Origin of the sequence: Rossellomorea sp. GCM10028870, assembly GCF_042666755.1 — a bacterium.
Lineage (GTDB): Bacteria > Bacillota > Bacilli > Bacillales > Bacillaceae_B > Rossellomorea.
Window position 1 is genome coordinate 1,263,975 of sequence record NZ_JBHTGN010000001.1, and the last position, 26,164, is coordinate 1,290,138.

The window sequence follows — 26,164 nt, forward strand, 5'->3', positions numbered from 1 at the left end:
AATGAAGACCATGCTTCATCTATTTATATTTTCCCATAAACACACGTATCCGTTAACCGTTCCCCATCTACCGAAAGATCCTCATTTCGCAGAATCCCTTCCAGCATATAACCAAGCCTTTCAGGAACCGCCCTGCTCCTCGCATTTGTGGATTCACATCTGATCTCTACTCTCTTTCCCTTTAATTCGGTTAAAGCAAAATCGGTCAATTTCCCAACCGCTTCCACCATGTAACCATGCCCACTCAATCTTGTATCAATCCAATAACCGATTTCGAATTTAGGTACACTCCAATCGATGTTATGAAAGCCTGTTGAACCGACAAATTCCTTTGTATCTTTTCGGAAGATGAGATACCTCAGACTTTCCCTTGTTAAAAATTTCGCGTGAGCTTCACGGGTGTTTGTTTCCGTATCTTCCACTGAAGGCTCATTTTGTGCAAATCCTAACCAAGGTTTCAACTCAGATAGAGAAGCCTTGATGGCTGCATTCACTGCTCTGCCGTCACCTGGCTGAGGCATTCGTAGTTCTAATCTTTCCGTTTCTAACACTGGTTGAACTTCAAGTAATACAGGGTTCATATAAAACACTCCTTTTATCAAAATAAAAAACTCTCATTCTCAAGAAATAATTCTTGAGGACGAGAGTATGTCTTTCGCGGTACCACCTCAGTTCGTTGACATGTCACCATACCAACCTTTTCGGATATACGTATATCCTATCTCTATAACGGGAGATCCCGATGTATTCACTGAGTAAAATAGCTTCATACATAACTCCAAGTCTTTTACCATAATGATCATGATGGCCCTTTTTCAGCTAATAGAGCTCTCTGTTCATCAATTTCTTCATTATGATTCTCTCTTCATCGTCTAATTGGAAAATTTTTAAATTAATGAAATTATAAGGTGATGACATCTTATTGTCAATATACCTGGTATACTATTACTCTAGTCTTTCCAGCCTATACTAAAAATTAATAATACTTTATAATAAAGGAAAATCATACACCTGGAGGAGAAAAATGACTCACCACACAATTACTACATCAATTGGTAATCAATTGATTGAGAGAAAACATGAAGTCGCCAATACCATTTTCTCAGATCTTATAGCTTCTTATCCAACACATTACATAGAAGCAAGAAGAACTGAAAGCCTTCCTTATTTTGAGCAGCTTATCGAACTTATAGGTGAAGGCTTGTTAAGGGGAGAAAATAACTTAGATAAATCAAGTCAGTGGGGAAAAGAAGTTGGAAGACTTGCTTCAGGACAAGGGGTGCCTTTGCAGATGTCCATAAGTAAATCTTCATTATATAAAAAAGTTATTTTAGAAGATATCGTTTTGAACAATGAAGCAGCAATATCTAAAGAAACCTTACTTCAAATCACGAATGATATCGATCACACATTCACCACAATGATTTCTGCTTTCTGTGAAGCTTATAGTGAGTATGCGGAAGAGCAGCTGAAAATATCCGAAGAGAAGTATTTGTCCCTATCCACTCCAGTCGTTCCCATCTTCTCCGACTTGGCAGTATTGCCTCTCATTGGTCAAGTGGATGAAGTACGTGGAGAAATGATGGCAGAGCATGTCCTTCTGGAGTGCAAAAAGCTTTCCATTCATAAACTTATCATCGATTTATCCGGTGTGTATGAAGTGAATCCTTTGTTTCAACAAGGTATCATGAAGTTGATTGATAGTCTTAAATTACTTGGAATCGAGCCGATTTTATCGGGAATGCGCCCAGAAATGAGTATCGAATTTGTCCAGATGGGTATAAATATTTCAAATATGAAAATCTATCAATCATTAAATAAAGCAGTAGAAGCTCATTAAAAATGATCATGCATGAAAGAAAGGACTTCATTCACCGAAGTCCTTTTCATATTAATGATGTTGCCCTCCGCCCCCTCCTTCTTGATGACTATCCTCCTCCATCTATTTCCATTAAAAAACAGGTCCGTTCCTCAATAATTTTAAAATTGATGTTGGGAAAATACGTGACTGTTTTCCTATGGGCATTTTTGTTTTTTAGGGAGTATTGAGGAAAGTTTTCTTGATTCCAGGTGTTTTTTGTATTTGCTTTGATTCACTTTCCTTATATTTACAAATACTGAATTTTCGCCCTATTCTTTTTTTTTGAAGGGTTTGCTAGAATCCTAGTTAGCAAGAATCATATACATAGTTTTCTTTCACACATTCTTAACAATTCTTGTGAAATTTCATAAAAGGGGGTATTTTCGCAAGCAGGCGTTTTGACACTCAATTCATTTGTCGTTGAACCACATTCATTCAAAAAAGAAAAACGGAGGAATGCTATTATGAAGTTTAAAAAAATTGCTGCTTTATCTTTAGCTGCATCACTTGCTCTAGTCCCTAGCTTCGGAGGAAGTGCCTTTGCACAAGATCAAAACCCTCTCGAGAAAGCTCCTCAGAAGACATCTGTCAATAAAAGCCTTGAAAAAGGCAGTTATGTAAAAGGTGAAGTTATTGTTAAATTCAAAGATGGTGTGACCAAGTCTGAAAAAGGAAATACCCTTAAAAAAGTGAATGCATCTGCAGTAAAGGAAAAAGATACTTCGAAAAAGCCATTTGAGGTATTAAAAGTAGGAAATGTTGAAGCAACTGTAAAAGCATTAAGCAAAAACCCAAATGTAGAATACGCAGAACCGAACTATACCTTCTCGGCTACCTGGACCCCAAATGATTATTACTACCAAGGCTATCAATACGGACCCCAAAACACGTATACACCTAGTGCATGGGATCTTGCACGCGGGAGCAGCGGACAGGAAATCGCCGTTCTTGATACAGGTGTAGATTACAATCACCCTGATTTAGATGGTAAGACGATTCGTGGTTATGATTTCGTCGACAATGATTATTATCCAATGGATTTAAACGGACATGGTACACATGTAGCTGGTACGGCTGCTGCTGAAACGAACAACGGAACCGGGGTTGCCGGTATGGCCCCTAATACAAAGATACTTGCCGTTCGTGTATTAGACGCTAACGGAAGTGGATCGCTTGATGATATCGCGGCAGGTATTCGCTACGCTGCAGATCAAGGCGCAGAAGTTCTGAACCTTTCCCTGGGTTGTGACTGTAATACTACAACGTTAAAAAGTGCAGTTGATTATGCTTGGAACAAAGGATCCGTCGTCATTGCCGCTGCTGGAAATGACGGAGTATCAACAACGTTTGAGCCAGCTTCTTATCCTAACGCAATTGCTGTAGGAGCAGTTGATTCCAGAGACCGTAAAGCTTCTTTCTCAAACTATGGAACATGGGTGGATGTAACCGCACCTGGAGTTGACATTGCTTCTACCGTACCTAACAATGGCTACTCATACATGTCAGGTACATCGATGGCTTCCCCTCACGTTGCAGGTTTAGCAGGATTACTTGCAGGGCAAGGACGAAACAATGTTCAGATCCGTCAAGCGATTGAACAAACGGCTGATCCGATCAGCGGTACAGGTTCTTACTTCCAGCACGGAAGAATTAACTCTTATGATGCTGTAAGATACTAATAAGTAGTAAAGCACCCCTAAACCTATTGGTTGAGGGGTGTTTTACAATTATTGAATCTACTTCCCCAACAAAATTAAAGAAGTCAAATGCTATGAGACTTGAAAGTTAACAAGATTGATAATCTCCTGGATGGCCTGGACTAAACCCCTCACCTTTTATAACCCGACCGACTATATGAAATATGCCCCAAATTTAAATAAAAGTATTTTATCTTATAAAAAGTTTCGTTTTTATGAAAATTTTCCTGAATAGGACCATTAGTTGTCTACTCTACACCCTCAAAAAGTCCTGCATTTTCTCAATACCGTATTCTTCTTACCTATGATACTCTATTTTTGACAGAATTTTTAGAAAAAAAGAGGAGGAATCGGTTTGAGAAAGAATAAAATCATTAGCATGGGGTTATCCGTCGGTCTACTGTCTGGAATGATGGCAACTGGGAGTTTAGCTGCACCATCGGAAAATGCTCTCTTTCAAATGAATAAAAAAGAAGGAACACCGGAATTTGTTTCGGGACTATTATCTGCTCCATCCGGAAAAAAGGCAGAGACCATCGTTCTTTCCTTTTTAGAGAAGAACAAGGCAAAATTCAAGCTTTCTGATGAGAAATCGGACGAGCAGTTCAAGGTGTTGACTGTTGAAAATGATGAACTTGGAAATAGAGTCGTTCGCATTCAGCAAACTTACCATGGGGTACCTGTTTGGGGGTCCACACAGTCAGCAGTCGTAAAGGAAGATGGTACACTTCAAGCTTTTTCCGGTACTGTCGTAGCTGACCTGGATCAAAAGATCACCTTATCAAATAGGAAAGTGAACGCGAAAAAAGCCTTAACGATCGCTAAGAAAGATCTTGGAATCGATCCAAAATTAGAGAAAGAGGCTAAACCGGAACTGGTCGTCTACACAGATGGTGATTCTGCTTCCTTTGCATATTTCGTAAACCTGAATTATTTAGAACCGTCTCCTGGTAACTGGAACTATTTTATTGATGCGAAATCTGGAAAGATATTAAATAAATACAATGACATGCATGAAGTAAGCGGAACAAATCAAGTAGGAACCGGCAAGGGCGTAATAGGTGACACAAAACCGTTGAACACAACCCTTTCAAGTGGCAAGTACTATTTGCAGGATAATACCCGGGGCAATGGTGTGTATACATACAACATGAACAACCGTACCTTCTTCCCTCAATTCTTCTTACCGGGCACTTTGTGGTCAGATAGCGATAATATACTAAATGCTTCATATGATGCTCCTGCTGTTGATGCTCATTATTTCGCAGGTGTCACGTATGACTTCTATAAGGATAACTACAATCGTAATTCCTATGATAATCAAGGCGCACGCCTGGTCTCTTCAGTTCACTACAGCAGCGGCTACAATAACGCCTTCTGGAACGGATCTCAAATGGTGTATGGTGACGGGGATGGCACAACATTTGCCCCACTTTCAGGAGGCATCGACGTTGTGGCCCATGAATTAACTCATGCGGTGACAGACTTTACTTCTGACCTTGTGTATCAGAACGAATCGGGAGCCTTAAACGAAGCGATTTCAGATATTTTTGGAACATTGGTAGAATACGAGAATGGATCGAATCCGGATTTCGAGATTGGGGAAGATATTTATACACCTGGCACATCCGGTGATGCCCTCCGCTCCATGAGCAACCCTGCTAAATATGGTGACCCTGACCACTACTCTAAACGTTATACCGGTACAGGGGATAATGGAGGTGTTCATACAAACAGTGGAATTATCAACAAGCAGGCTTACCTATTAAGTGAAGGTGGTAATCATTATGGAATAATCGTTCCCGGAATTGGCCGTGAAAAGCTTGGGGATATTTATTACCGTATGAATACAGTGTACCTGACAGCTTCCTCAACCTTCAGCCAGGCAAGAGCTGCAGCTGTCCAGTCTGCAACCGATTTATATGGAAGCACGTCTGCAGAAGTAAATGCTGTGAAGCTATCATTTGATGCAGTAGGAATTAACTAAAGAGTTTGCCAGACCAGCAGGGATTTTGTCCTTTGCTGGTTTTCTTCGTTGGAAATTGTTCATTCATCATCAAAAAAAGCCTGTTACTAAGTACAAAAAGCACCCAGAACAGGCTTATTCTATTTAGGAAGACCTTAACAACAGCCGCTATTTCCTATTGGGCAGGTCATTAAAGAATGCCATGAGGTCAGTCCCTCTATTTCTGTTCACTTCCCAGTCTCAGCGAATGTTTTGATGCGATCGCTGATTTCATCACGAACGCGTTGGAAGAATGCCCATTTCTCTTCATCCGTTCCTTCCGCTTTTGCCGGGTCATCAAAGCCCCAGTGCTCACGCTTGACATGAGGAGGGGTCATTGGACATTTATCAGCTGCATCACCACAAAGAGTGACGACTAAATCCGCATTGTTCAAAATTTCAGGATCGATAATGTCAGAAGTTTGGTTTGAAATATCAATACCCGCTTCTTTCATTGCTTTTACTGCATTAGGATTTAATCCGTGCGCTTCAATACCTGCACTTTTCACATCCCACTCTTCTCCTAAATGATGCTTTGCCCAACCTTCTGCCATTTGGCTGCGGCATGAGTTACCTGTACATAAGAAGTATAGTGTTTTTTTAGACATAATAATCGAGCTCCTTTTGTTGTAAGTTTTAAGATATGATCATTAACCAGATATATAAACCAATAAGGGTAATGAGTAATGTTGGTACGGTTAAAATAATTCCTGTTTTAAAATATTGCCCCCATGAGATTTTTACGCCTTTTAATGATAAAACGTGTAACCATAAGAGGGTTGCCAGTGAACCGATCGGGGTAATTTTCGGACCAAGATCAGAACCGATGACATTGGAATAAATAAGGGACTCACGAATAACTCCTCTAGTGTCTGTATCCATAATCGCAATCGCATCGATCATAACGGTCGGCATATTGTTCATGACCGATGACAGTATCGCTGCAATGAAGCCCATGGAAATCGTAGCGACGAAAAGCCCTTGATCAGCTGCAACTTGGATAACGTCCGTTAACACATTCGTCAGTCCTACATTGCGCAAACCATACACTACCACGTACATTCCAATCGAGAAGAATACAATCGCCCATGGAGCACCTTTAATGACATCTTTCGTGTTGACGGCTGAGCTTCTCCTAGCCATTAGTAAGAAGAAAAACGACACAATACCTGCGATGATCGATACTGGAATGTGCAGTGATTCACTGATAAAGTAACCAACAAGCAAGATACCAAGCACAATCCAGGATAGCTTAAACATACGCTGATCTTTAATCGCTTCAACCGGTTTTTTTAGCTGGCTGGAATCATAATTTTTTGGAATGCTTTTTCTAAAGAACAGATACAGCACCAGGATGCTTGCAAACAATGAGAAGAAGTTTGGAATGATCATTCTTGATGCATATTCCACAAACCCGATATCAAAGAAATCGGCCGACACGATGTTCACAAGGTTGCTGACGACAAGCGGCAATGAAGTCGTGTCGGCAATGAATCCACTTGCCATGATAAATGGAAACACCATTTTTTCTTCAAAATTCAAGTTTCTCACCATTGCCAAAACAATCGGAGTCAATATCAACGCAGCTCCATCATTCGCAAAAAATGCTGCGACAACCGCTCCTAATAGGGAAACGTACACAAACATTTTGACGCCATTCCCTTTTGCTGCCCTCGCCATATGTAAAGCAGACCATTCAAAGAATCCAATTTCATCTAAAATTAAAGAGATAATGATAATAGCAATGAATGCTAAAGTAGCATTCCATACTATTCCTGTCACAGCCATAACATCCTGGAAGTCGACAACCCCTACAATTAAGGCTAGAACCGCTCCTCCACAGGCAGACCAGCCAATGGACAATCCTTTTGGCTGCCAAATCACAAGTATCAATGTGGCGATAAAAATCATGGTAGCTAAAAATACTGAAAACATGGGAAACCCTCCTCCTAATGACAAGAAATGCGTAATCCTTGCTTTTCTAAAGTTGTTAATCGATCATCCTGATTAGGCAAGTGTTCTAACAAGCTTTGAACAAACGGATACGCTTCACTTTCTTTGTTAAGAGAGTAAAAGACCCATTGACCCCTTCTTAATTCCTTCACAAGTCCTGCATCTTTCAATTTACGAACATGCTGTGAGATGGCAGGCTGACTCATTTTGAATATCTCGACAAATTCACACACGCAGCAGTCATTGGACTCTAATAGTTTCACCATAGTAAGACGGGTTTTATCCCCTAGAAGCTTTAACATTGTTGCCGCCCTTTCTATTTCTAGCATTGATGTAAGCATGTAAACACCTCCTCAAGTGCCAATATTATTAGCATATTATTATTTACTTATATTAAGGACAATAAGAACCATTTAAAAGGTTCATATATAAGTTGTTTCTTATATAATAAAATGCTTATATGCTTATTTCAAGTGAAAGTTTAGTAAAGTAGAAAAACTCTTAATCAAAATGACCAAGAGTTTTTCTAAATATCCCACTAATGATTAACCACTTTACCTAGTCCACCCGGCTTGTTATGCACAGCCAGTTTTTCTATTAGCCTATTACTTTCAGCATTTAAACCTGTTACATTTGCCCTTACACCATTTTGATGATATTTAATGACGATTTTATCAATTGCCCCTACCGCTGAGTCATCCCATAAGTGTGCATGAGTTAAATCTAGAGTTACTTCTTTTACATCTTCATTGAAGTTGAAGCTTTCAACAAATTCTGTTACAGAAGCAAAGAACAATTGTCCTGAAACACGATAGACTTTTTTATGCTTATCATCGGATATCATGCTCGTAATCTTCACTTTTGAAATTTTTGATGCAAAGAAGATGGCACTCAAGATAATTCCGACTAGAACTCCTTTTGATAAATCATGTGTCAATAGGACAGTTATTACGGTCGCTAACATTACAACCGTATCGGTTATTGGTGTTTTATGAATATTCTTTAAAGAAGACCAGTCAAATGTCCCAAATGACACCATAAACATTACCCCAACAAGGGCAGCCATTGGAATTTGAACTAAGAAATCATTCAGGACGATAATAAGGATCATTAAGAAAACTCCCGCAACAAAAGCAGACAATCTCCCTCGCCCGCCTGATTTTACATTGATGACGGATTGTCCGATCATCGCACAGCCTGCCATACCACCAAAGAAACCTGACACAATGTTGGCAATACCTTGCCCTCTTGCCTCCTTATTTTTATTACTCGTTGTATCAGTCATGTCATCTACAATAGACGCAGTTAAGAGTGACTCGACCAATCCAACAATCGCGATCGATAAAGAATAAGGAAAGATGATTTGCAGAGTTTCAAATGTAAATGGGATGTCAGGAATCAAGAATATGGGCAATGTTTGAGTTAGTTCACCCATGTCTCCCACGGTACGAACCCCACTTCCTGTTACAACAGCAAAAATCGTAACCGCGATAATGGCCACCAATGCTGAAGGCACAGCTTTTGTGAAACGTGGAAGGATGTAAATGACTCCAAGTGCTGCTGCAACCATTGCATACATGATCCATGATTCACCAACAAAATGAGGTAATTGTGCCGAGAAAATAAGGATTGCCAAAGCGTTGACGAATCCTATCATAACGGAGCGTGGTACAAATTTCATTAAACGCCCTAGCTTCAGGACACCCATGACAATTTGAATCACACCCGTCAGGATCGTAGCAGCAAGTAAATACTGGAGACCATGATCAGCTACCAGAGTCGTCATAAGCAAGGCTGTAGCACCCGTTGCAGCTGAAATCATTCCTGGACGTCCACCCACAAATGCAATGACTACTGCGATACAGAAGGAAGCGTACAATCCTATCATCGGGTCTACTCCTGCAATAATTGAGAAGGCAATCGCTTCCGGGATCAATGCCATCGCAACGACGATACCGGACAGTACATCTCCTCTAACATTTCCAAACCATTCATATTTAATTTTTTTACTTAAACTCATAATGCACCTCTTCCTAATTATCTATGACTTTCAACTCTCATGAAAGTCGGGGCCGTTTAACACAAAGGACATTATATAATGGATCATTTGATTTGTGAAATGATAATGAAAGCGCAATCATACAGTTTTATCTTCCTATTACTCTGGATTTCATCCATAATCTGATCCAGTTCAAATACGTGTAAAATATATCTTAGATATCTATAAAGGAAATTGAATAAAAATATAGAACTTAATACGAAACGCTTTCATCGGATGGAGGAAATGCAATGTTCAAACACATTCTTCTCGCAACAGACGGGTCTGAACACTCTTTAAGAGCAGGAGAAAAAGCGATCGCTCTCGCAAGATGCCATGAAGGCTCTAAAATAGCTATTGTTTATGTAGTAGACGGGAAGCAATCAAAGGAAGATGTTCTTAACCATTGGGGACTTGATGCAACAGACAAACGGAAGCAGAAACTGCAATTGATAGAACAAAAAGCCAAACGTGAAGGCATCGACTATGAGATTATCTTTTTACACGGAGAACCAGGTCCAGCCATTGTTGAGCATGCGAACAAAAACAACTTCGATGCAGTAGTGATTGGAAGCCGTGGATTAAATGTATTTCAAGAAATGGTCTTGGGAAGTGTAAGCCATAAAGTCGCTAAAAGGGCTAAATGTCCAGTGATGATCGTGAAATAGAAAAAGACTTCCTAATAGGAAGTCTTTTTCTATTTACTTATATTTTTATTCACTTTCACTACGATTATATGAGCTTTCAGGAAGCGTATCCCAGAAAGAAGTATCCGCATTTTCAATTGACCCGTCAGCAATGGCTTTTGCCGTAGCTTCTAAACTAATAACAGCTTGCTTGATAAGGTAACCATTACTCTTTTGACCCAGAACATAATCATCGCGGTAATGATCAGCCATTCCCCTCATTTCAAAAAGAAGGGTTGCAATCCCATATTCTACCGCCAGTCCGTTGCGGCTAATCGTCGGTGCTGTGCCACCGATGTATTTTGATAACGTACCGAATCCACGGCTTTCCACCGTGTTATAAAGGACTGTACCAAGCTGTTTTGATTTCTCCACTACTTCAGGATCCACTTCATCATTTGTAGGATAAAGGATAGATCCTGATACGAGTTCATCTGTATCTCCAAGCGTTGTTTCGGCTCCTTGATGATGAAGATCGATCATATAATCAGGCTTGTATTTTTGAAGAACGTTTTTATGAAGAGCTTGTGTTTCCGGTTGTTTCCGGTCCACATGATCACGATTTAAATCGACTTCGTTCGCATTGTAGCGGGTGTGAGTTCCCGATACATAATCCTCCAAGGAGAAATTAACGTCCCCTTCTGCTCCATCCACATTTAATCGCGGAGCAACCAATATATTTACGTTCTCAAGCATTTCTTTTACTTCTTTTGAGTTCGAAGTAAGATGCTTGATGAACTGAAGGGCACCTTCAGTCGTCAATGTTTCGTTCCCATGCTGCTGAGTTAAGTAAAGGATTGTAGGGTTGTTATCATTGGTTCCAAATTTCGCAAGATAAAGATCTCGTCCTTTGACGGATTGACCATACACTTCTAATGATAGAGCATTTGATCTCTGATCTAATTGTTGAAGCATGCTCACCATTTCTTCATAATTATGAAGTCGCTCGTTTTTGATCGTCTCGTTCCCATTATATCCTGGACCATTTGCAAGTGCAGATGCGCCCGGTGCAGAGAAAGCGATTCCTGATGCTACTAACACACCCGAAAGTGCACCAACCATTAATTTCTTTTTCATTATGTATTCCTCCTTTTATTTCGACTCCCTAATTTATTTAGAGATTAATGGATTGAAACCCTTTTCCATTTGCAAAAATGAAACATTAGAACTGAAATACGGAACTGCGTGTGGATAAAAGTTCCTATTACTTTTCTGAAATTGTTGACTTTTGTCAAACTAATGGAGGGAGACTATATGTTCAGTCCTGCTTTTCCATTAAAAAAGAAGCTAATGGAACATCAGCTTCTCACCTAAAGTATTTCAACCTATCCTACTGTCCATAAACGGCCCCTGAAGCATCAACGTAAATGGTTTTAATGAAGGTTCTTTGGAACGTATTTTTGTCACCGCTTCCTTTTACATCAATGGTCACATTATAAACTCCTTCTCCAAGTTTCGGAAGTTTTAATGAGTCGTTCTTTGTTTTCACCTTACTCTTCTTCAACTTACCATCCTTATAATATTCAATAGTCATGACTGGTCTAAGGTTTAGCTTACTTTCCTTGGCTTTCAAGCTGATTTCATCCTGTGCTAAATGGATACTCAAAGCATCATTCATCACGCTTTCAAAAGACACATGTAAGAGATATTTTTCTGCTGAAGACGACGATGCGTCAACCGTCCATTCCCCTGGTGCCGGATCTTTAACAGTAACAGTATGATGATACGCACCGTTAAAGTATTCACTTTCATCCTTTTTTACCTTGAAGATTGAATTTGCTTTTTGACCAGGATCTTTAAGGATTAATTGTGATGAAGAGCTATTGCTTATCCAATCAAATGTTACGGACTTAGCCCCCTGTTCAACTAAGACCTTTTCTAGTTTCTTTCCACTATATTCGCCTCCCCTAATATAAGAGGCAGCGCTTTCTGCACCTTTTCTCTCCACAACACTTTGAGCGTTAAAGCCTGACGTTTTGGTCGCTTCATTCAAATAATCTTTGAACAAATTAAAGGTAGAGGAACCTTCTTTGATAGTGAAGTGATCCCAGCCCCCAACTCTCAATTCTGTGCCATAGGGAAGTCTCGAACTATTTACTGTAACGGCACCATCGTTGCTTCCATAAGCACTAAGATACAATCCACCCCAATAAAGAGAGCTTCCGAAGCTTCCCCATTTTGTCCCGCCAAACGTATAGATCGGATTTCTATTTACATTAGGATGATGATCCGTTTCAGAGCGAAAATAACTCATATATCCTGTTTGCAGTGAATAGGTGGCGTCATTCTTACTTCCCAGAATACCTGTCAACCATCCTGCCCAACTGCTATAAGCAAGATCTGCCAGTTGAGAACCATAATGTGGCGTGGAAAGGGTGATCACCCTTGAGACATACGGATAGGCGCCATAGTGTACAAGTGCTGATTGCGTATCGATGCCCCCTTTACTGTGGGCCACAACTACTACCTTTTCACCGTAATAATCGTATATGTTGCGTATTTTCTGGGCCAGGAGGGCACCGTTATCCCACATATTCTTTGTTGGATACAGATCGATAAAAGCGGTTTCATAACCATTTTGAAAGGCTGTGTCATACATATTATTTCCATTCCACCATGTGTTAGAAGAGCTATTTAATCCGTGAACAAAGAGGATTGGATGCTTGGAAGGGGCCACATACGAGGGAGTTGTACCTACATACCACTGTCCGGGAACTCCAGAAGGATCATCACCCCCGAATGAACCTGCCTGGCTCCAGGACGGCAGCAATAAAAATAGTGCAAAAACGCTCATACAAATCTTTTTAATCATACACTCTCTCCTTTTCCATTGAAATAAACCTGTAAAGTATATCGACGGAATCTAGAAGATATAACTGATGTAACAGAATTCGGGAAGAAAGAACTAAAATATGTTCACGAGTCTGTTTTTTCACATAAACAATCATGATTAAGATCCTGAATCTTAGTCATTTCTATATCACGCTATTTCCTTCCAATAGCTTTCACCAATATTTGAATCATAATAGTAATTCGTATGTCCACGTAACCAACTTCTTCTCTAAATCCCCCCCACTCTATGAAAATCCCTGTTAAAATGATGGTATTACAATAAATTGCGAGGAATGTGTTATGCCTGATTGGTCCTATCACAGAATATTCAAACCCGTTTTATCCAAACTCCCTGCTCATATGTCGAGAGAGTTTATACATAGAGGAATGAGTACAATCGCTTCTCTCCCCCTTGGTCCTCACATTATCAATTTTTTGGGACGAGAAGAGTGCCCCCCTCAACTTAAAATACAATTTAATGGGATAGAGTTTGCCAATCCTGTTGGTCTATCCGGTAAAATTGACCCGTTACTAACCGGTACATCTGCATTTACCCATTTGGGATTTGGCTTTATTGAGGTTGGTCCGGTAACGATACAGCCAACAGAATCGTACCATCCCATTACGAATCATAATGAGCAGCGTATTCAGTTTTCGCATCCCCCCGAATCCATTGGATTAAAGAAGACTATAGAGAAATTAAGGAAGATTAGAAAAAGACAGCCATTCATCTTACGCTTGTCGGGGACACCTCAAGAAATAACCATTATGATGGAACAATTAGATGTATTGGCAGATGGTTATATTGTCGAAGGTGATGAAATTCACCCTACAATACAAAGTAACAAACCGATTTTCATCTCAAATCCAACTTTAGATCTACTCTATAAATTGAGCGTTGAAGATATTTCAGGAATCGTTGTGGAAGAAGATGAATTCAAGACTCTCCTCTCAACTATTCGTACGTATAAAAAGGCAATCCCAACTCTCTCAATCATCACTTCAGGTGGAGTTCATGAACCAGGTCAGGCGCTATCTCTACTGGATGCAGGGGCAAGCCTCCTTCTTCTTTCAGATGGATATGTCTTTTCAGGTCCGGGCTTGACCAAACGCATTAACGAAGCATTGCTGGATGATTTGAACGATCAGATCCCCCCTCAAAAGGGATGGAAATCTTACTGGTATTTTGGTTTATTTATTTTTATAGGTGGACTCTTAGCCTTCCTATTTAGTTTAACGTCAGTGATTCTGCCCTATGATGAACATTATTTGGGGATGAAGAGGGAATCGATTGCTGGATTCAACGACCGGATTGTAAAATTTATGGCTCATGATCGGATGACGTTAGCAGGTACAATGATTTCTGGAGGGATAGTGTATATGCAGCTCTCCTTCCATGGTGTTAAAAGAGGTCTCCTATGGGCCAAACGATCAATAGACATTGCTGCCATTACAGGATTTCTGGGAATTTTCTTATTTATAGGGTATGGCTATTTTGACTGGCTTCACCTTTTATTTTGGTTCGTTTTGCTACCTTTTTACGTATATGGCTGGATTCATACAAGGGGGATAAATGGAACTCCCTCATCCCGAAATCGAAGAAATCATAATATATGGATGCAATCCCTGTATGGTCAGCTTGCATTTGTCGTACTTGGATTTTCTTTTGTTCTTGGTGGTCTTGTCATTTCTTACTTTGGGGTTACTTCTGTTTTTGTTCCCACGGATCTTCTTTACCTCTGTATGCCACCGGAGATTCTTCATGAGTTCAATCAGAACCTCATTCCCGTTATTGCACATGATCGAGCGGGATTCGGCAGTGCTTTACTAAGTGTGGGATTACTAGTCTTAACTCTCTCACTTTGGGGCTTTCAGCAAGGAAATAAGTGGGTTTGGCAGACCCTTCTGATAGGGGGGCTTCCTGCCTTTATTTCGGGCATATATATTCATTTTGCTATCGGGTACACCTCGTTTACCCATCTTCTGCCCGCCTACTTTGCCATTGGCTTATTTTTGATTGGCTTAGTCAAGACCTATTCATTTTTTTATCATGATAGAGATATTGGTGAACGTTAGCTGTATCCATTGCGGATATGGCTTTTTATATTCGTAAATACCTTTTGTTAAGAGTTTGTAAATTTGCCGTCAAACCTTTGAATCAGCACGCTTTTTATGTTACAGTCTTTGTGTAGAATTTTGATATCGACTTTCGATATTGAATTTCGATTTGAATAGTAGGAGGTGTTTACTTGGAAGACAAAGTATTACGGAAACTCTTTCTAGGGTTTATCCAGATCCATATACTCCATCATGCCAAAGAAGAGCCTATTTATGGGACGTGGATGTTAGAAGAATTAAGAGAACATGGATATAGCATAAGCTCCGGTACACTGTACCCTATTCTTCACTCAATGGAGACTGACGGACTACTAACAAAAGAAGAGAAAAACGTGGAGGGAAAGATCAGGAAGTATTATTCCACTACAGATAGAGGCAATAAAGTACTCAGTGAAGCACGAGATAAAGCTTATGAGCTATTTAAAGAAATTAAAGACTAACAAAGAAGGTGAAATGATAATGAAAACATCTAGAAGTTTAAAGACCCTGATTGAAATACTGATTATTTCAACAAGACTGGGCCTTACTTCATTTGGTGGGCCGGTTGCCCACTTAGGATACTTTCATGAAGAATATGTTCGCAGACGAAAATGGATGGATGAAAAAAGTTACGCAGATCTGGTCGCTCTTTGCCAATTTCTCCCGGGTCCTGCTAGCTCTCAAGTTGGAATGGGCATTGGTATCATGCGGGCAGGAGTGCTTGGAGGAATTGTTTCATTTTTAGGCTTTACACTCCCTTCTGTCATTGCATTGATTCTATTCGCCATCATTCTTCGAGAATTGGATGTGGCAGATGCCGGGTGGATACACGGGTTAAAGATTGTCGCAGTTGCAGTCGTTGCTCATGCTATTTTAGGAATGGCAAAAAAGTTGACGCCTGATTTAAAACGAAAAGCGATTGCATTGTTTACTTTAGTGGTTATTTTATTATGGCAAACAGCGTTTTCACAAATCGGGGTCATTCTTCTTTCAGCTTTCATTGGATTTTTACTCTTTAAACAACATAAACCCGACGAAGAAGCCGGAATTGACTTCCCGATTACTCGTAGATTCGCAGTGATTTGTTTAGTTATATTCTTCGGATTACTATTTCTTCTTCCGTTCTTAAGGGAATTGACCTCCCTTGAATGGATCGCTTTATTCGATAGCTTCTATCGTTCCGGGTCATTGGTTTTTGGTGGAGGTCATGTTGTCTTGCCTCTGCTTGAACGGGAGTTTGTTCCTACCGGATGGTTAACGGAAGAAGCGTTTTTGGCAGGGTATGGTGCAGCCCAGGCGGTTCCAGGTCCTCTCTTCACCTTTGCAGCTTATATTGGTGCTGTAATTAATGGATGGAAAGGCGGAATACTTGCTACTTTCGCTATTTTTCTACCGGCTTTCCTACTCATTTTAGGGACTCTCCCATTCTGGGATTCTCTCCGTAGGAATCCTAAGATAAAAGGAGCTCTTATGGGAGTGAACGCTGCTGTTGTTGGAATCCTGATTGCAGCCTTCTACCATCCGATATGGACTTCCTCCATTCTTGCTCCCCAAGACTTTGCCTTTGCTGCGGTTTTGTTTAGCATGCTGGTCTTTTGGAAACTTCCACCTTGGATCGTCGTGGTGACAGGAGCAGTGGGTGGACTCGTTATGGGTTTTATATAATTCATTAAGTTGACTTTGTAAGGGACCTGGTCCTAGCATTTTGATATTATGGTTTTAAGGAAACGGTTTTGCACAGTGGTAAATAAAAAATGATCCAGGCAATGAATGCCTGGATCATTTTTTTATCTCTTAATAAATCGATACGTCAGATATGCGATATACAGTGGTGTGGCGATGTAAATCAAATAGGGAAACTCCTCATAAGTCCCTTTGTAAATGACGAATAGTAATGCTCCAATGAAGAGCGTCACGATTGTTCCGTATTTAGGTAAAGGCACTTCCTTGAGACTGGGGATTCGTATACGGCTCACCATGAGAAAACACATTGCTGTGAAAATGACCGTTGTCACGATATTTGGAATAAAGTTTCCAAAAAGGGTGAGAATCGCAAGGATTCCACCTGCTGCCGTAATCGGGACACCTACGAAATAATGAAGAGAAGATTTCGGCGGACTGGTATTAAATCTCGCCAGTCGATAAGCACCGAATAATGGAAATAACCCTGCTACGATAAACCCTAATAATCCAAATTGAAAGAAATATGTATAATACACAAGAAAGGAAGGTGCGACTCCAAACGTGACAATATCAGCTAATGAATCTAATTCCTTTCCTAGTACACTATCAGCTTGCAGCATTCTCGCCAATCTGCCGTCCATACTATCTAGCATCATGCCAATGATAATTAGTATTGCTGCGTTTTTAAATTGTCCGCTTGCGGCAAACCCAATTGATAAGAAACCGCAATACAGATTTCCCAACGTGACCATATTGGGTATTTTTTTCGTTAGTTTCATCTTTTATCCTCGCTCTGCCAAAAATTCTGTTACTACTAGCATATCATGTTCCTCAAAATCATAAAGGATTGTCTTAAAAAATTGATTAAAACTTTTTATAAAAGTACTTTTTTCCATTTACAATCTTGCTAATTAAGCCATACTATAAAATGAGTAACAAAGTAAACGATTACTGGTGATGATTTCATGATTAGAAAAAAGCTTAGAGAATTCAAATGCCTTACTTTAAAACTTTTACGTCTAAAAGATAATGCTCACAGTATTGCATTAGGATTCACGGTCGGTTTATTAGTGAATTTTGTTCCTTCCTTTGGTATAGGTCCAGTCATATCAACGGCGTGTGCAAAGATTTTTAAAGGAAATCCATTCGCTGGATTAGTAGGTGGAGTCTCCTTGATTTGGGCGTTCCCTTTATTTTTCTATCTGAATTTTCTTGTAGGCCATCTATTCTACCCTATTAATGTAGTCGTTCCTTCTGTTGAAACTGTTGACTCCGCAAGTGAAGCAGTAGGCTATGGTCTGCAAATTGGGAAGGCGTTCTTTATTGGGATGTTCATTAATATTCCTTTATTTGGTACCTTTACCTATTTGGTCATGAATTCCATCGTTAGAAGATACCGTGAGTCTATGCTTACATTCGTTCAGAAGAAATGGGATTTATAATTATTTCAATTCTCTCTTTAACAACCAGTAACAGTAAAGATCGTAGTACTCTCCCATGAAATAATGCTTGTCCCTGAATATTCCCTATTTTTCAAATCTGAGCTTCTCAAGTAAACCGATGGAGGAATGATTTTTCGGTGCTCCATAAGCGTGAATTCGATTAAGTCGTAAAGAAAGCCATGTTTTAAACATTTTCCCACGGCTTTACTCATATACCCTGCCCCCCAGAAATTCCTCAGCCAAATCGTACCCGATTTCAGCAATATGATTATAGTGATCCCATAAATGAAATCCCACGGTTCCCACTATAACCTCCATCCACTTTTCTTATGATCCCCCAGCGATTATGGTTTTTGTTTTCATCATCATATGTATTCCACTCTATATAGTTCTTGGTTGCTCTATAAAACAACTCCTCGTCATAGGGATACTTACATACGTTTCATTAGAATACAAATCCAAGATAAAAGGTGCATCTTTTAAGTGAAGTTCATTTAAAGATAAACGGCTTGTTTCCAAATCAGGAAAATGTCTCACTCTAATCCTTCTTTTATATAAAATGATGAAACTCTTTCAGGTTTATATTCGTATATTCTTGTATAAAGATTCTATCTTAACATTACCACACTATATACTAATCCACCTCGTGTTTTGTTATAATTTAACTATTAAGTAACGAAAACGATTAGGAGAAAAAGGAGGATTGTCATGACTGGAACCATTGCTGTTATCATGATCTTTTCAATACCCATCCTCGGAATCATAACGGATCATTTCCAAAAACAATCCAAGCTAAAACAAAAAATGATAGAAGACCAACTCGAACTGGAAAAACTGAAACACGAAAATTTTGTGATTGAAACGCAGAAAATGAGACTCGAATTAGAACAAATGAAACTTCAGGACCCGAAGGAAAAAACGCAAATTCTATAAATTAAAAACGCCAGTATTTCCTGGCGTTTTTATCTATCTGGCATTATTGATTCAAGGCCACTTGAGTTATATTATTTATACTCCTTAAAAATGCCGCTTGACTTTAACGCTTAAAAGCATTTAAGATATAAAGCATCTTGATCATACATATTTGTGAAGAGCTGTGATGGATTTGAAGTAGTGATCTCCTCCCTGTTATAGAGAGCTAGTGGTGCTGGGAACTAGTACATAGGAAAATCATGAATTACGTTTCTTGAGCTTCTTGTTCTGTAGTGGAACAAGACGGTTATTGTCCGTTATCAATTCGAGTGGTAGGCAATTTGCTTACAACAAGGGTGGTACCGCGATCTTTTTCGTCCCTGCTGATTTATTCAGCAGGGATTTTTTGTATGTTTCTACTTTCGCGCATAAAAGCGTTTAAGCGCTAAATAACATCTTGAAATAAGGAGAATTTAATATGAACCAAACCATTCCAAGTCATTTACGCCAATTTGTAGCTGAACAGCATTATCATTCATACACTCCTATCGATCACGCCGTGTGGCGTTATGTGATGAGACAGAATCATCACTTTCTTGAAGATACCGCACATGAAGCTTTCACTGAAGGATTAAAAGCCTCCGGTATTAACATAGACGAAATTCCTAAGGTAAGTGATATGAACAGGCACTTAGGGAAAATTGGCTGGGGGGCTGCAATTGTAGACGGTTTGATCCCTGGCACAGCGTTCTTTGATTTCCAAGCTCACGGTATTCTTCCGATAGCTACAGATATTCGTCAAAAATCGAATATCGAATACACCCCTGCTCCTGATATATTGCATGAAGCAGCCGGACACGCTCCCATTCTGTTTGATGAAACCTATTCCCGATTTGTAAAGATAATCGGCAATATAGGAGCAAACGCTTTTGCCTCTGAAGAAGAACACGAAGCATTTGAAGCAACCAGGCATTTATCCATTGTAATGGAGGATCCAAGCTCCACTGAGAAAGAAATTGAAGAAGCAAAGCAGATGTTAATTAAAAAGCAAGAGGCCGTTTCCGGTCTATCTGAAGCAGAACAAATTTCACGAATCTTTTGGTGGACAGTGGAATTCGGTTTAATTGGTAATTTTCATCAACCGAAGATCTTCGGTGCAGGACTGCTTTCATCGGTTGGAGAAAGCAAGCACTGTTTATCAAGTGAAGTGATCAAAAGGCCATTCACCATCGAAGATGCCATCCATACTAGCTATGATGTTACCTCCATGCAAACTCAATTATTTGTTTGTGAAAGTTTCGAACAACTCATTGAAGAAGTCGAGAAATTCGGAGAGACCATGGCTTTCCGTAAAGGTGGAACAGAAGCTATAGAGAAAGCGATTCATTCTAATCAACTTGCTCATTTCGAATACAATTCAGGATTACAAGTCACCGGTATCTTCAAAGAAGTCATAAAAAATGAGCATGGTGAAGCTATCTACGTCAAAACCGCAGGACCTACTTCACTTTCCATCCAAAACGAGCAACTGGATCATCACGGGACAGATCATCATGCTGATGGCTTCGGTGCACCTATTGGTATCCTTCAGGATGGTACCATTCTTGAGAATCAGACCGAAGCGGATTTAAGGAAGCTTGGCATTGAGATGAATAAAATAATGCAAATCACATTTGATGGTGGAATTGAAGTCTCTGGACATGTGACGAATCTCGTCTTTCACCATCATCATCTTGTTCTCATATCAATTGATGAATGTATGGTGACTTTGGGTGAACACGTTTTATTCCATCCTTCATGGGGAACATACGATTTGGCAGTAGGCAGTGAAATTGTTTCAGCACGGCCACATGCGGCAGATTATGATGCTTTCTTCGGAGAAGACCCTCTTATCAAAGAAGAGGATGGCAGATGTCATGATTTTACACCATTGGACAGTCTCTTCAGAGAGGTCAGAGAACTGAGAGAGGTAGCCTTTTCCAGAGATCTTATTCATAGTATAGTAGGAAGGCTGAAAGAGGATTTCCCTGAAGAGTGGCTGCTTAGACTTGAAGTTATCGAACTACTGCAGATTCACGAGCCGGGGTCTCAGTTAAAGGAAGAGCTTCTGAAAGACTTATATGCTTTAAGTAAGCAGGATCGGTTTGCACGTCTCATTCAAAATGGCCTAGATGTCATGTATGGAAGGAAAGGAGTTATGGTATGAAGAAGTTAAGTGAAGCTGCCATTTCTCATAAACTTGAAACTCTTGAGAAATGGCGCATTAAAGAAGAGAAATGGATTGAACGGCGCTATCGGTTCAAAGATTACCTTGAAGGAATACGGTTCGTCAACAAACTGGCAGAGGCAGCCGAGCAAGTGAATCACCATCCTTTTATAACGATTCAATACAAATTGGTTATTGTAGAGTTGACTTCCTGGAGTGAAAATGGTCTGACAGATTTGGACTTCGATGTGGCCACTCAGTTTGAAAAGCTCTATAAGGAAATGGTGTAAACAAAGAGACAGTCACACGTGGCTGTCTCTTTTCTTCAATGCCCCCTAATCCAAATACTCACCCGTCAAACTTGAATTCAAATATCTAGCCATACCCGTTTTCAGTTTCTTCATTCCATGTTTTCTATAAAACTCTTCATTACCGGTTGTTGAGATTAATTGAACGCAAGAAACATCTTTTAACTGCTCTAATAGGTCACTCATTATGAGACTTCCGATTCCGATTTTTTGATACTCTAGATGAACGACCACATCATATATTGCGGCATTGAATACGCCATCCGTAAGGGCTCTTCCAACTCCAATGATCCTACCATCACTTATAGCGAAAGATACTATATCACTTCTTTGAAAAACCTTGGTAATTACTTCATTTGAGTGCTTCAACCATCCTGCTGACTGGTACACTTCACATATCTCATCCAGCTTATTCGAATCAAATTTGTGATAAATATTGATCTCCATTATTTTTCACCTTACCTATCCCAATCCGATCATTTTCATAAAATCATAGTTATCTTCATCTTCTCAAAGTCTTGTCTCTTCATGATTAATAAGTGTTCCCCGCTTCTGACCTGAGCATATTTTCTCCATGATTCCTGCCTGGTCGAAATTAAAAATGTGTACAGGGAGTTTATAGTCCCTTGCTAAAAGCAGAGCTGATTGATCCATGACTTTAATATTATTCGTTACAACGTCATCATAATTTAAATTATGGTACATCTTCGCCTTTTTATCCCGTTTTGGGTCACTTGTGAAAACACCATCTACTCCCTGCTTTGCTACCAGGATGGCCTCACTATTCGTTTCGATTGCTCGCTGAACGCTGGGGTAATCCGTCGTTACGAAAGGTTGACCGTTTCCTCCACCGAATATGACAATGTATCCTTTGTCAAGATGGTGAACGGCACGAAGGCGAATATAAGGTTCGGCAACCGTTGATACTGGGATAGAGGTCATCACTCGAACTTCTTTGTCGGTCTTACTTTTCAGCACACCTCTAAGCATTAAACTGTTGATGATCGTTCCAAGAGTACCAATGCTATCAGCTTCTACCCGCTCAATCCCCCAAGTATCTGCCAGACTTCCTCGAAATATATTGCCCCCGCCCACAACTATGGAAACTTCAATCCCCATATTGACGATCGACATGATTTCGCCTGCAATGTGATCAAGCTCTTCAGTGCCAAAATTATTTCCTTCCTTATCCGCCAACGCTCCACCACTTAATTTAATTAACACACGCTTGTATCTCATCACTATTCCTCCCCTGGACATAAAAAAAGAACTAAAAAGGGAATGAATACCCTTTTAGTTCTTTTTATAGGAGAAGAAATGCTGAAATATGATTGATGATTGATTAACATTCCTTCTCCCCCTCTCGCACTATTCAGAATTTTCCTTCTCTCATTGTATAGAAAATACAGGAAATGTTCAAGTGGATTTTTGAATTAGTTGGCCTTACTACCCAAGCCATTTACCTCTTCTTGTAATTTCACCATAACCTCATTTAACTCCAACACACCTACGTTTCCTTCCTTTCTCTTACGTAACGAAATAGTATCACTTTCGACCTCCTTATCCCCTATTATCATCATATATGGAACTTTTTGCATCTCTGCTTCTCTGATTTTCATACCGACTTTTTCTACACGATCATCGATTTCTACCCTAAACCCTTCTCTTTCTAATTGAGACTTCACACTTTGAGCATATTGGAGATGTGCGTCGGAGATCGGAAGGATTTTGACCTGGTGGGGAGCTAACCAAAGGGGAAAATCTCCTCCGAAATGTTCAATGATGATTGCCATAAAGCGTTCGATTGAACCGTAAATGGCTCGGTGAATCATAATCGGTCTGACTGCTCCATTGTCTTCGCCAATATATTCACACTCGAATTTTTCAGGCATTTGGAAATCAAGTTGGACCGTACCACATTGCCAGCTTCGCCCAAGAACGTCCAGTATATGAAAGTCTATTTTAGGCCCGTAGAAAGCACCGTCTCCTTTATTGATCTGATAATTGACTCCTCTCTCTTTCAATACAGCTTCCAGATCTCCTTCGGCTTGATCCCATAATTCGACGGAGCCCATAAAATCTTCCGGCCGAGTCGAAAGCTCGACCTTATAGTCAAACCCGAATTTACTATAGAAAAGATCGATAAGATCCAATACTTTATGAAGCTCCGACCGAATTTGATCTTCCCTAACAAATAGATGAGCATCATCCTGAGTGAAGGAACGGACTCTCAATAATCCGCTTAATGAACCCGATAGCTCATGTCGATGAACTAATCCCAGTTCAGCGTAACGAAGGGGTAATTCACGATAACTTCTTCTCTTGCTTTTATAGATCAAGACTGCCCCTGGGCAACTCATTGGCTTGATTGCATATTTCTGATCATCTACCTCTGAGAAATACATATTCTCATGGTAATGATCCCAGTGCCCCGACTTTTCCCATAGCTCCTGCTTCATCATAATGGGAGTCCTAATCTCCTGGTATGCTGCTTTCCGATGTTCCCTCTTCCAAAAGTCTTCTAACTCATTACGTAGTAGCATCCCTTTCGGTAAATAAAAGGGCATCCCTGGTGCTTCCTCCATCGATACAAACAGCTCCAGCTCCTGACCTAATTTCCTGTGATTTCGCTTTTCCACTTCAGATTGAATTGACATTTTGTCTCCTCCTAATCATTTTTTCATATAAAAAACCGCATTCATCCCTGTCAAGGGACGAATGCGGTCGTGGTACCACCCTAATTCCGAAGTGCTAAACAGAAGCCCTCCGCTCAAAGTTGATAACGGTTTTCCCGATTATGGATACTGACATTTCACCATAATAGCTCCAAGGTGGTAAATCATTTCCTTTTCTTCAGGGCTCTCAGCCATGTGACCCTGTTCTCTGGTAAGAAAAACAGCAAATGATTCGTGTCCTCTTCATCACTTTTTATTCAATTAATAAAAAAACCGCACCCATCCCTAACCAAGGGACGAGTGCGGTCGTGGTTCCACCCTAATTCAGAAGTGTAAATATTACTCTTCGCTTAAGTAAGATAACGGTTTTCCCGATTATGGATACTGACATTTCACCATAATAGCTCCGAGGTGGTAAGGCATTCCTTTCTCTTCAGGGCTCTCAGCCGGTGACCCTGCTCTCTGATCAAGAAAAAACGGAATGAATCATGTCCTCATCTTCGCTTTCGTATAGTATATTCAATTTTGTTAAATTTGTTATTGAAATTATATGGTAGTATTTTCTAACTGTCAAGAGTGTTTAAATAAAAAAAAGAAAAATAATCGCGACTAGAACAAGCCGATAGATCGCAAAAGGAATTAGTTTGATTTTATTAATCACCTTCAGAAAAAAGTGTATCGACAGATAAGCAAAAAGAAATGCACTTAAGAACCCAACCAATAGAAACGGTAAAAACTCAGGGGTAAAATACATCCAGTTCTTCATAAGAGAAAGCGAACTTGCTCCCAACATGATCGGAACCGCCATAATAAATGTGAAATCTGATGCTGCCCGGTAGCTTAACCCAAGTAAAACCCCTCCAGAAATGGTCGAACCCGACCGAGAAAAACCTGGCCATAATGATAAGCATTGAATAAGCCCAATCATCAGCGCTTTTTTATGGGTTATCTGATCGACATTCTCCACTGTGACAATCTTGGGACGAAACAAATCCGCTGCAATCATGAGGAAAGCACCGATTGTTAAACCAGCCAGAACTGTATTAAGCGAAAAAAGATGCTCATCGATATAATCCTCAAATAACAAGCCCAGGATCACTGCAGGAATTAATCCAGCCAGAATATGGGTTAATTTTAAATTGGATGATTTATTTGCGGTACGGTGTTTAAATCCGAGCAAATCTTTAAATCTTTCTCTAAATACAATGACAACTGCTAAAATTGATCCTAATTGAATCACAACTTTAAACGTATTTGCCGGATATTTACCCAATATCTCTTTTGATTTGATCCATAAATCGTCTACTACAATCATATGACCAGTAGAAGATACAGGGGCAAACTCCGTTAACCCCTCAACCAAACCTAAGATGAATGCTTTTATTAACATGATGACGTCCATTTATCAATTCTCCTCTATCTTTTATTCATTCTGTTTATAGGACAGTCACGAAAGATAGTTGGAGTGATATTTCACGATGACCTCAAAGCCGGTTGAATCCCCACGGTAATGGGAATAGAGTCTGTCATTGGAATGAATGGGAGAAGTTAGAGGTAGAATTCTTTTAAAAGGAATTCTACTTTTATCTTCTATTTTCTTCGTCACTAGAGGAGGAGTTAATGAGAAAGAATCATCGTCAAGAAAGGCCATCTGCGCTTGATCCTGAATGACTTCTTCTCCACTATGAGCCTGTATGGCGTCTATCTGCTGAAAAATTCCACAACAGCAAAATAGCACAAGCAACATGATTTTCTTCACACTTTTCCCC

General features: G+C 39.9%; 25 protein-coding genes and 3 other annotated features. Of the genes, 11 read left to right on the top strand and 14 right to left on the bottom strand.

Annotation, left to right across the window (positions count from 1 at the left end; genetic code table 11):
* Positions 1-23 precede the first annotated feature (23 nt).
* Complete coding sequence (locus ACFQWC_RS06645; RefSeq protein ID WP_299741204.1) at positions 24-581, bottom strand: GNAT family N-acetyltransferase; 558 nt, start codon at positions 579-581, stop codon at positions 24-26.
* 443 nt (positions 582-1,024) lie between these two features.
* On the opposite strand from ACFQWC_RS06645, the gene ACFQWC_RS06650 reads away from it, so the two are divergent.
* The 3 genes from ACFQWC_RS06650 (at position 1,025) to ACFQWC_RS06660 (ending at position 5,545) form a co-directional block, all read left to right on the top strand.
* On the top strand, positions 1,025-1,840 hold the full coding sequence (locus ACFQWC_RS06650; protein ID WP_341357909.1) for an STAS domain-containing protein: 816 nt from the start codon (positions 1,025-1,027) through the stop codon (positions 1,838-1,840).
* Positions 1,841-2,325: 485 nt separating this feature from the next.
* On the top strand, positions 2,326-3,540 hold the full coding sequence (locus tag ACFQWC_RS06655) for a S8 family peptidase (RefSeq protein ID WP_299741202.1): 1,215 nt from the start codon (positions 2,326-2,328) through the stop codon (positions 3,538-3,540).
* A gap of 397 nt (positions 3,541-3,937) precedes the next feature.
* Entirely contained in the window at positions 3,938-5,545 is a 1,608-nt protein-coding gene (locus ACFQWC_RS06660; RefSeq protein ID WP_377107259.1) for a M4 family metallopeptidase, read from the top strand.
* Positions 5,546-5,751: 206 nt separating this feature from the next.
* Here the strand turns inward: ACFQWC_RS06660 and arsC are convergent, their stop codons facing one another.
* The 4 genes from arsC to ACFQWC_RS06680 all read right to left on the bottom strand — a co-directional run bounded on the left by arsC (position 5,752) and on the right by ACFQWC_RS06680 (position 9,536).
* Positions 5,752-6,171, bottom strand: a complete 420-nt coding sequence (gene arsC, locus ACFQWC_RS06665; protein WP_341357908.1) for an arsenate reductase (thioredoxin) — start codon at positions 6,169-6,171, stop codon at positions 5,752-5,754.
* Between the two features lie 28 nt (positions 6,172-6,199).
* Positions 6,200-7,498 carry an arsenic transporter gene (locus ACFQWC_RS06670; RefSeq protein ID WP_377106633.1) on the bottom strand — a complete coding sequence of 433 codons (1,299 nt, stop codon included), beginning with the start codon at positions 7,496-7,498 and terminating at the stop codon, positions 6,200-6,202.
* Between the two features lie 14 nt (positions 7,499-7,512).
* The gene (locus tag ACFQWC_RS06675) at positions 7,513-7,857 is read right to left on the bottom strand and encodes an ArsR/SmtB family transcription factor (RefSeq protein WP_341357907.1); all 345 of its coding nucleotides are present in this window, start codon (positions 7,855-7,857) and stop codon (positions 7,513-7,515) included.
* 197 nt (positions 7,858-8,054) lie between these two features.
* On the bottom strand, positions 8,055-9,536 hold the full coding sequence (locus ACFQWC_RS06680) for a SulP family inorganic anion transporter (protein ID WP_299741198.1): 1,482 nt from the start codon (positions 9,534-9,536) through the stop codon (positions 8,055-8,057).
* A gap of 269 nt (positions 9,537-9,805) precedes the next feature.
* Here ACFQWC_RS06680 and ACFQWC_RS06685 point away from each other — a divergent pair, with 269 nt between their 5' ends.
* On the top strand, positions 9,806-10,222 hold the full coding sequence (locus ACFQWC_RS06685; RefSeq protein WP_299741197.1) for a universal stress protein: 417 nt from the start codon (positions 9,806-9,808) through the stop codon (positions 10,220-10,222).
* Positions 10,223-10,267: 45 nt separating this feature from the next.
* Here the strand turns inward: ACFQWC_RS06685 and ACFQWC_RS06690 are convergent, their stop codons facing one another.
* Together ACFQWC_RS06690 and ACFQWC_RS06695 are read right to left on the bottom strand one after the other, a co-directional pair.
* A complete protein-coding gene (locus ACFQWC_RS06690) occupies positions 10,268-11,317 on the bottom strand; it encodes a M14 family metallopeptidase (RefSeq protein ID WP_299741196.1) in 1,050 nt (349 codons plus the stop codon).
* Between the two features lie 253 nt (positions 11,318-11,570).
* Positions 11,571-13,052, bottom strand: coding sequence for an esterase/lipase family protein (locus ACFQWC_RS06695; RefSeq protein WP_377106636.1), 1,482 nt, complete (start codon positions 13,050-13,052; stop codon positions 11,571-11,573).
* Positions 13,053-13,372: 320 nt separating this feature from the next.
* On the opposite strand from ACFQWC_RS06695, the gene ACFQWC_RS06700 reads away from it, so the two are divergent.
* The 3 genes from ACFQWC_RS06700 (at position 13,373) to ACFQWC_RS06710 (ending at position 16,834) form a co-directional block, all read left to right on the top strand.
* Complete coding sequence (locus ACFQWC_RS06700) at positions 13,373-15,148, top strand: dihydroorotate dehydrogenase (protein WP_377106638.1); 1,776 nt, start codon at positions 13,373-13,375, stop codon at positions 15,146-15,148.
* 173 nt (positions 15,149-15,321) lie between these two features.
* Positions 15,322-15,630, top strand: a complete 309-nt coding sequence (locus ACFQWC_RS06705; RefSeq protein ID WP_299741193.1) for a PadR family transcriptional regulator — start codon at positions 15,322-15,324, stop codon at positions 15,628-15,630.
* A 19-nt stretch (positions 15,631-15,649) separates the two neighbouring features.
* Positions 15,650-16,834: a chromate transporter gene (locus tag ACFQWC_RS06710; RefSeq protein ID WP_377106640.1), complete on the top strand. Its 1,185-nt coding sequence runs from the start codon at positions 15,650-15,652 to the stop codon at positions 16,832-16,834.
* Positions 16,835-16,956: 122 nt separating this feature from the next.
* Here ACFQWC_RS06710 and pssA read toward each other — a convergent pair whose 3' ends face one another.
* Positions 16,957-17,631 carry a CDP-diacylglycerol--serine O-phosphatidyltransferase gene (gene pssA, locus ACFQWC_RS06715; protein WP_299741191.1) on the bottom strand — a complete coding sequence of 225 codons (675 nt, stop codon included), beginning with the start codon at positions 17,629-17,631 and terminating at the stop codon, positions 16,957-16,959.
* Positions 17,632-17,817: 186 nt separating this feature from the next.
* Between pssA and ACFQWC_RS06720 the strand changes: the two genes are divergently transcribed.
* Positions 17,818-18,294 carry a DUF2062 domain-containing protein gene (locus ACFQWC_RS06720; RefSeq protein ID WP_341357905.1) on the top strand — a complete coding sequence of 159 codons (477 nt, stop codon included), beginning with the start codon at positions 17,818-17,820 and terminating at the stop codon, positions 18,292-18,294.
* Positions 18,295-18,311: 17 nt separating this feature from the next.
* Here ACFQWC_RS06720 and ACFQWC_RS06725 read toward each other — a convergent pair whose 3' ends face one another.
* A complete protein-coding gene (locus ACFQWC_RS06725; protein WP_377106643.1) occupies positions 18,312-18,506 on the bottom strand; it encodes a hypothetical protein in 195 nt (64 codons plus the stop codon).
* A 496-nt stretch (positions 18,507-19,002) separates the two neighbouring features.
* On the opposite strand from ACFQWC_RS06725, the gene ACFQWC_RS06730 reads away from it, so the two are divergent.
* From ACFQWC_RS06730 to ACFQWC_RS06740, 3 genes are all read left to right on the top strand, one after another.
* A complete protein-coding gene (locus ACFQWC_RS06730; RefSeq protein ID WP_299741187.1) occupies positions 19,003-19,227 on the top strand; it encodes a hypothetical protein in 225 nt (74 codons plus the stop codon).
* A gap of 154 nt (positions 19,228-19,381) precedes the next feature.
* Positions 19,382-19,591: a binding site (T-box leader), on the top strand.
* Between the two features lie 93 nt (positions 19,592-19,684).
* Positions 19,685-21,412, top strand: a complete 1,728-nt coding sequence (locus tag ACFQWC_RS06735) for an aromatic amino acid hydroxylase (protein WP_377106645.1) — start codon at positions 19,685-19,687, stop codon at positions 21,410-21,412.
* Complete coding sequence (locus tag ACFQWC_RS06740) at positions 21,409-21,702, top strand: 4a-hydroxytetrahydrobiopterin dehydratase (RefSeq protein ID WP_299741183.1); 294 nt, start codon at positions 21,409-21,411, stop codon at positions 21,700-21,702. The genes ACFQWC_RS06735 and ACFQWC_RS06740 overlap by 4 nt, the downstream gene beginning before the upstream one ends.
* 45 nt (positions 21,703-21,747) lie before the next feature.
* Here the strand turns inward: ACFQWC_RS06740 and ACFQWC_RS06745 are convergent, their stop codons facing one another.
* The 5 genes from ACFQWC_RS06745 to ACFQWC_RS06765 form a co-directional block, all read right to left on the bottom strand.
* Positions 21,748-22,167 (bottom strand): GNAT family N-acetyltransferase, encoded by a 420-nt coding sequence (locus ACFQWC_RS06745; protein ID WP_299741181.1) that lies wholly within the window; start codon positions 22,165-22,167, stop codon positions 21,748-21,750.
* A gap of 63 nt (positions 22,168-22,230) precedes the next feature.
* On the bottom strand, positions 22,231-22,959 hold the full coding sequence (gene pyrH / locus ACFQWC_RS06750) for a UMP kinase (protein ID WP_299741179.1): 729 nt from the start codon (positions 22,957-22,959) through the stop codon (positions 22,231-22,233).
* A gap of 194 nt (positions 22,960-23,153) precedes the next feature.
* A complete protein-coding gene (gene thrS / locus ACFQWC_RS06755) occupies positions 23,154-24,377 on the bottom strand; it encodes a threonine--tRNA ligase (protein ID WP_299741177.1) in 1,224 nt (407 codons plus the stop codon).
* 50 nt (positions 24,378-24,427) lie between these two features.
* Positions 24,428-24,651 (bottom strand) — a binding site (T-box leader).
* Between the two features lie 33 nt (positions 24,652-24,684).
* Positions 24,685-24,905: a binding site (T-box leader), on the bottom strand.
* A gap of 70 nt (positions 24,906-24,975) precedes the next feature.
* A complete protein-coding gene (locus ACFQWC_RS06760) occupies positions 24,976-25,797 on the bottom strand; it encodes an undecaprenyl-diphosphate phosphatase (RefSeq protein WP_299741176.1) in 822 nt (273 codons plus the stop codon).
* A 45-nt stretch (positions 25,798-25,842) separates the two neighbouring features.
* The gene (locus ACFQWC_RS06765) at positions 25,843-26,154 is read right to left on the bottom strand and encodes a flagellar basal body-associated FliL family protein (protein ID WP_299741175.1); all 312 of its coding nucleotides are present in this window, start codon (positions 26,152-26,154) and stop codon (positions 25,843-25,845) included.
* Positions 26,155-26,164 lie beyond the last annotated feature (10 nt).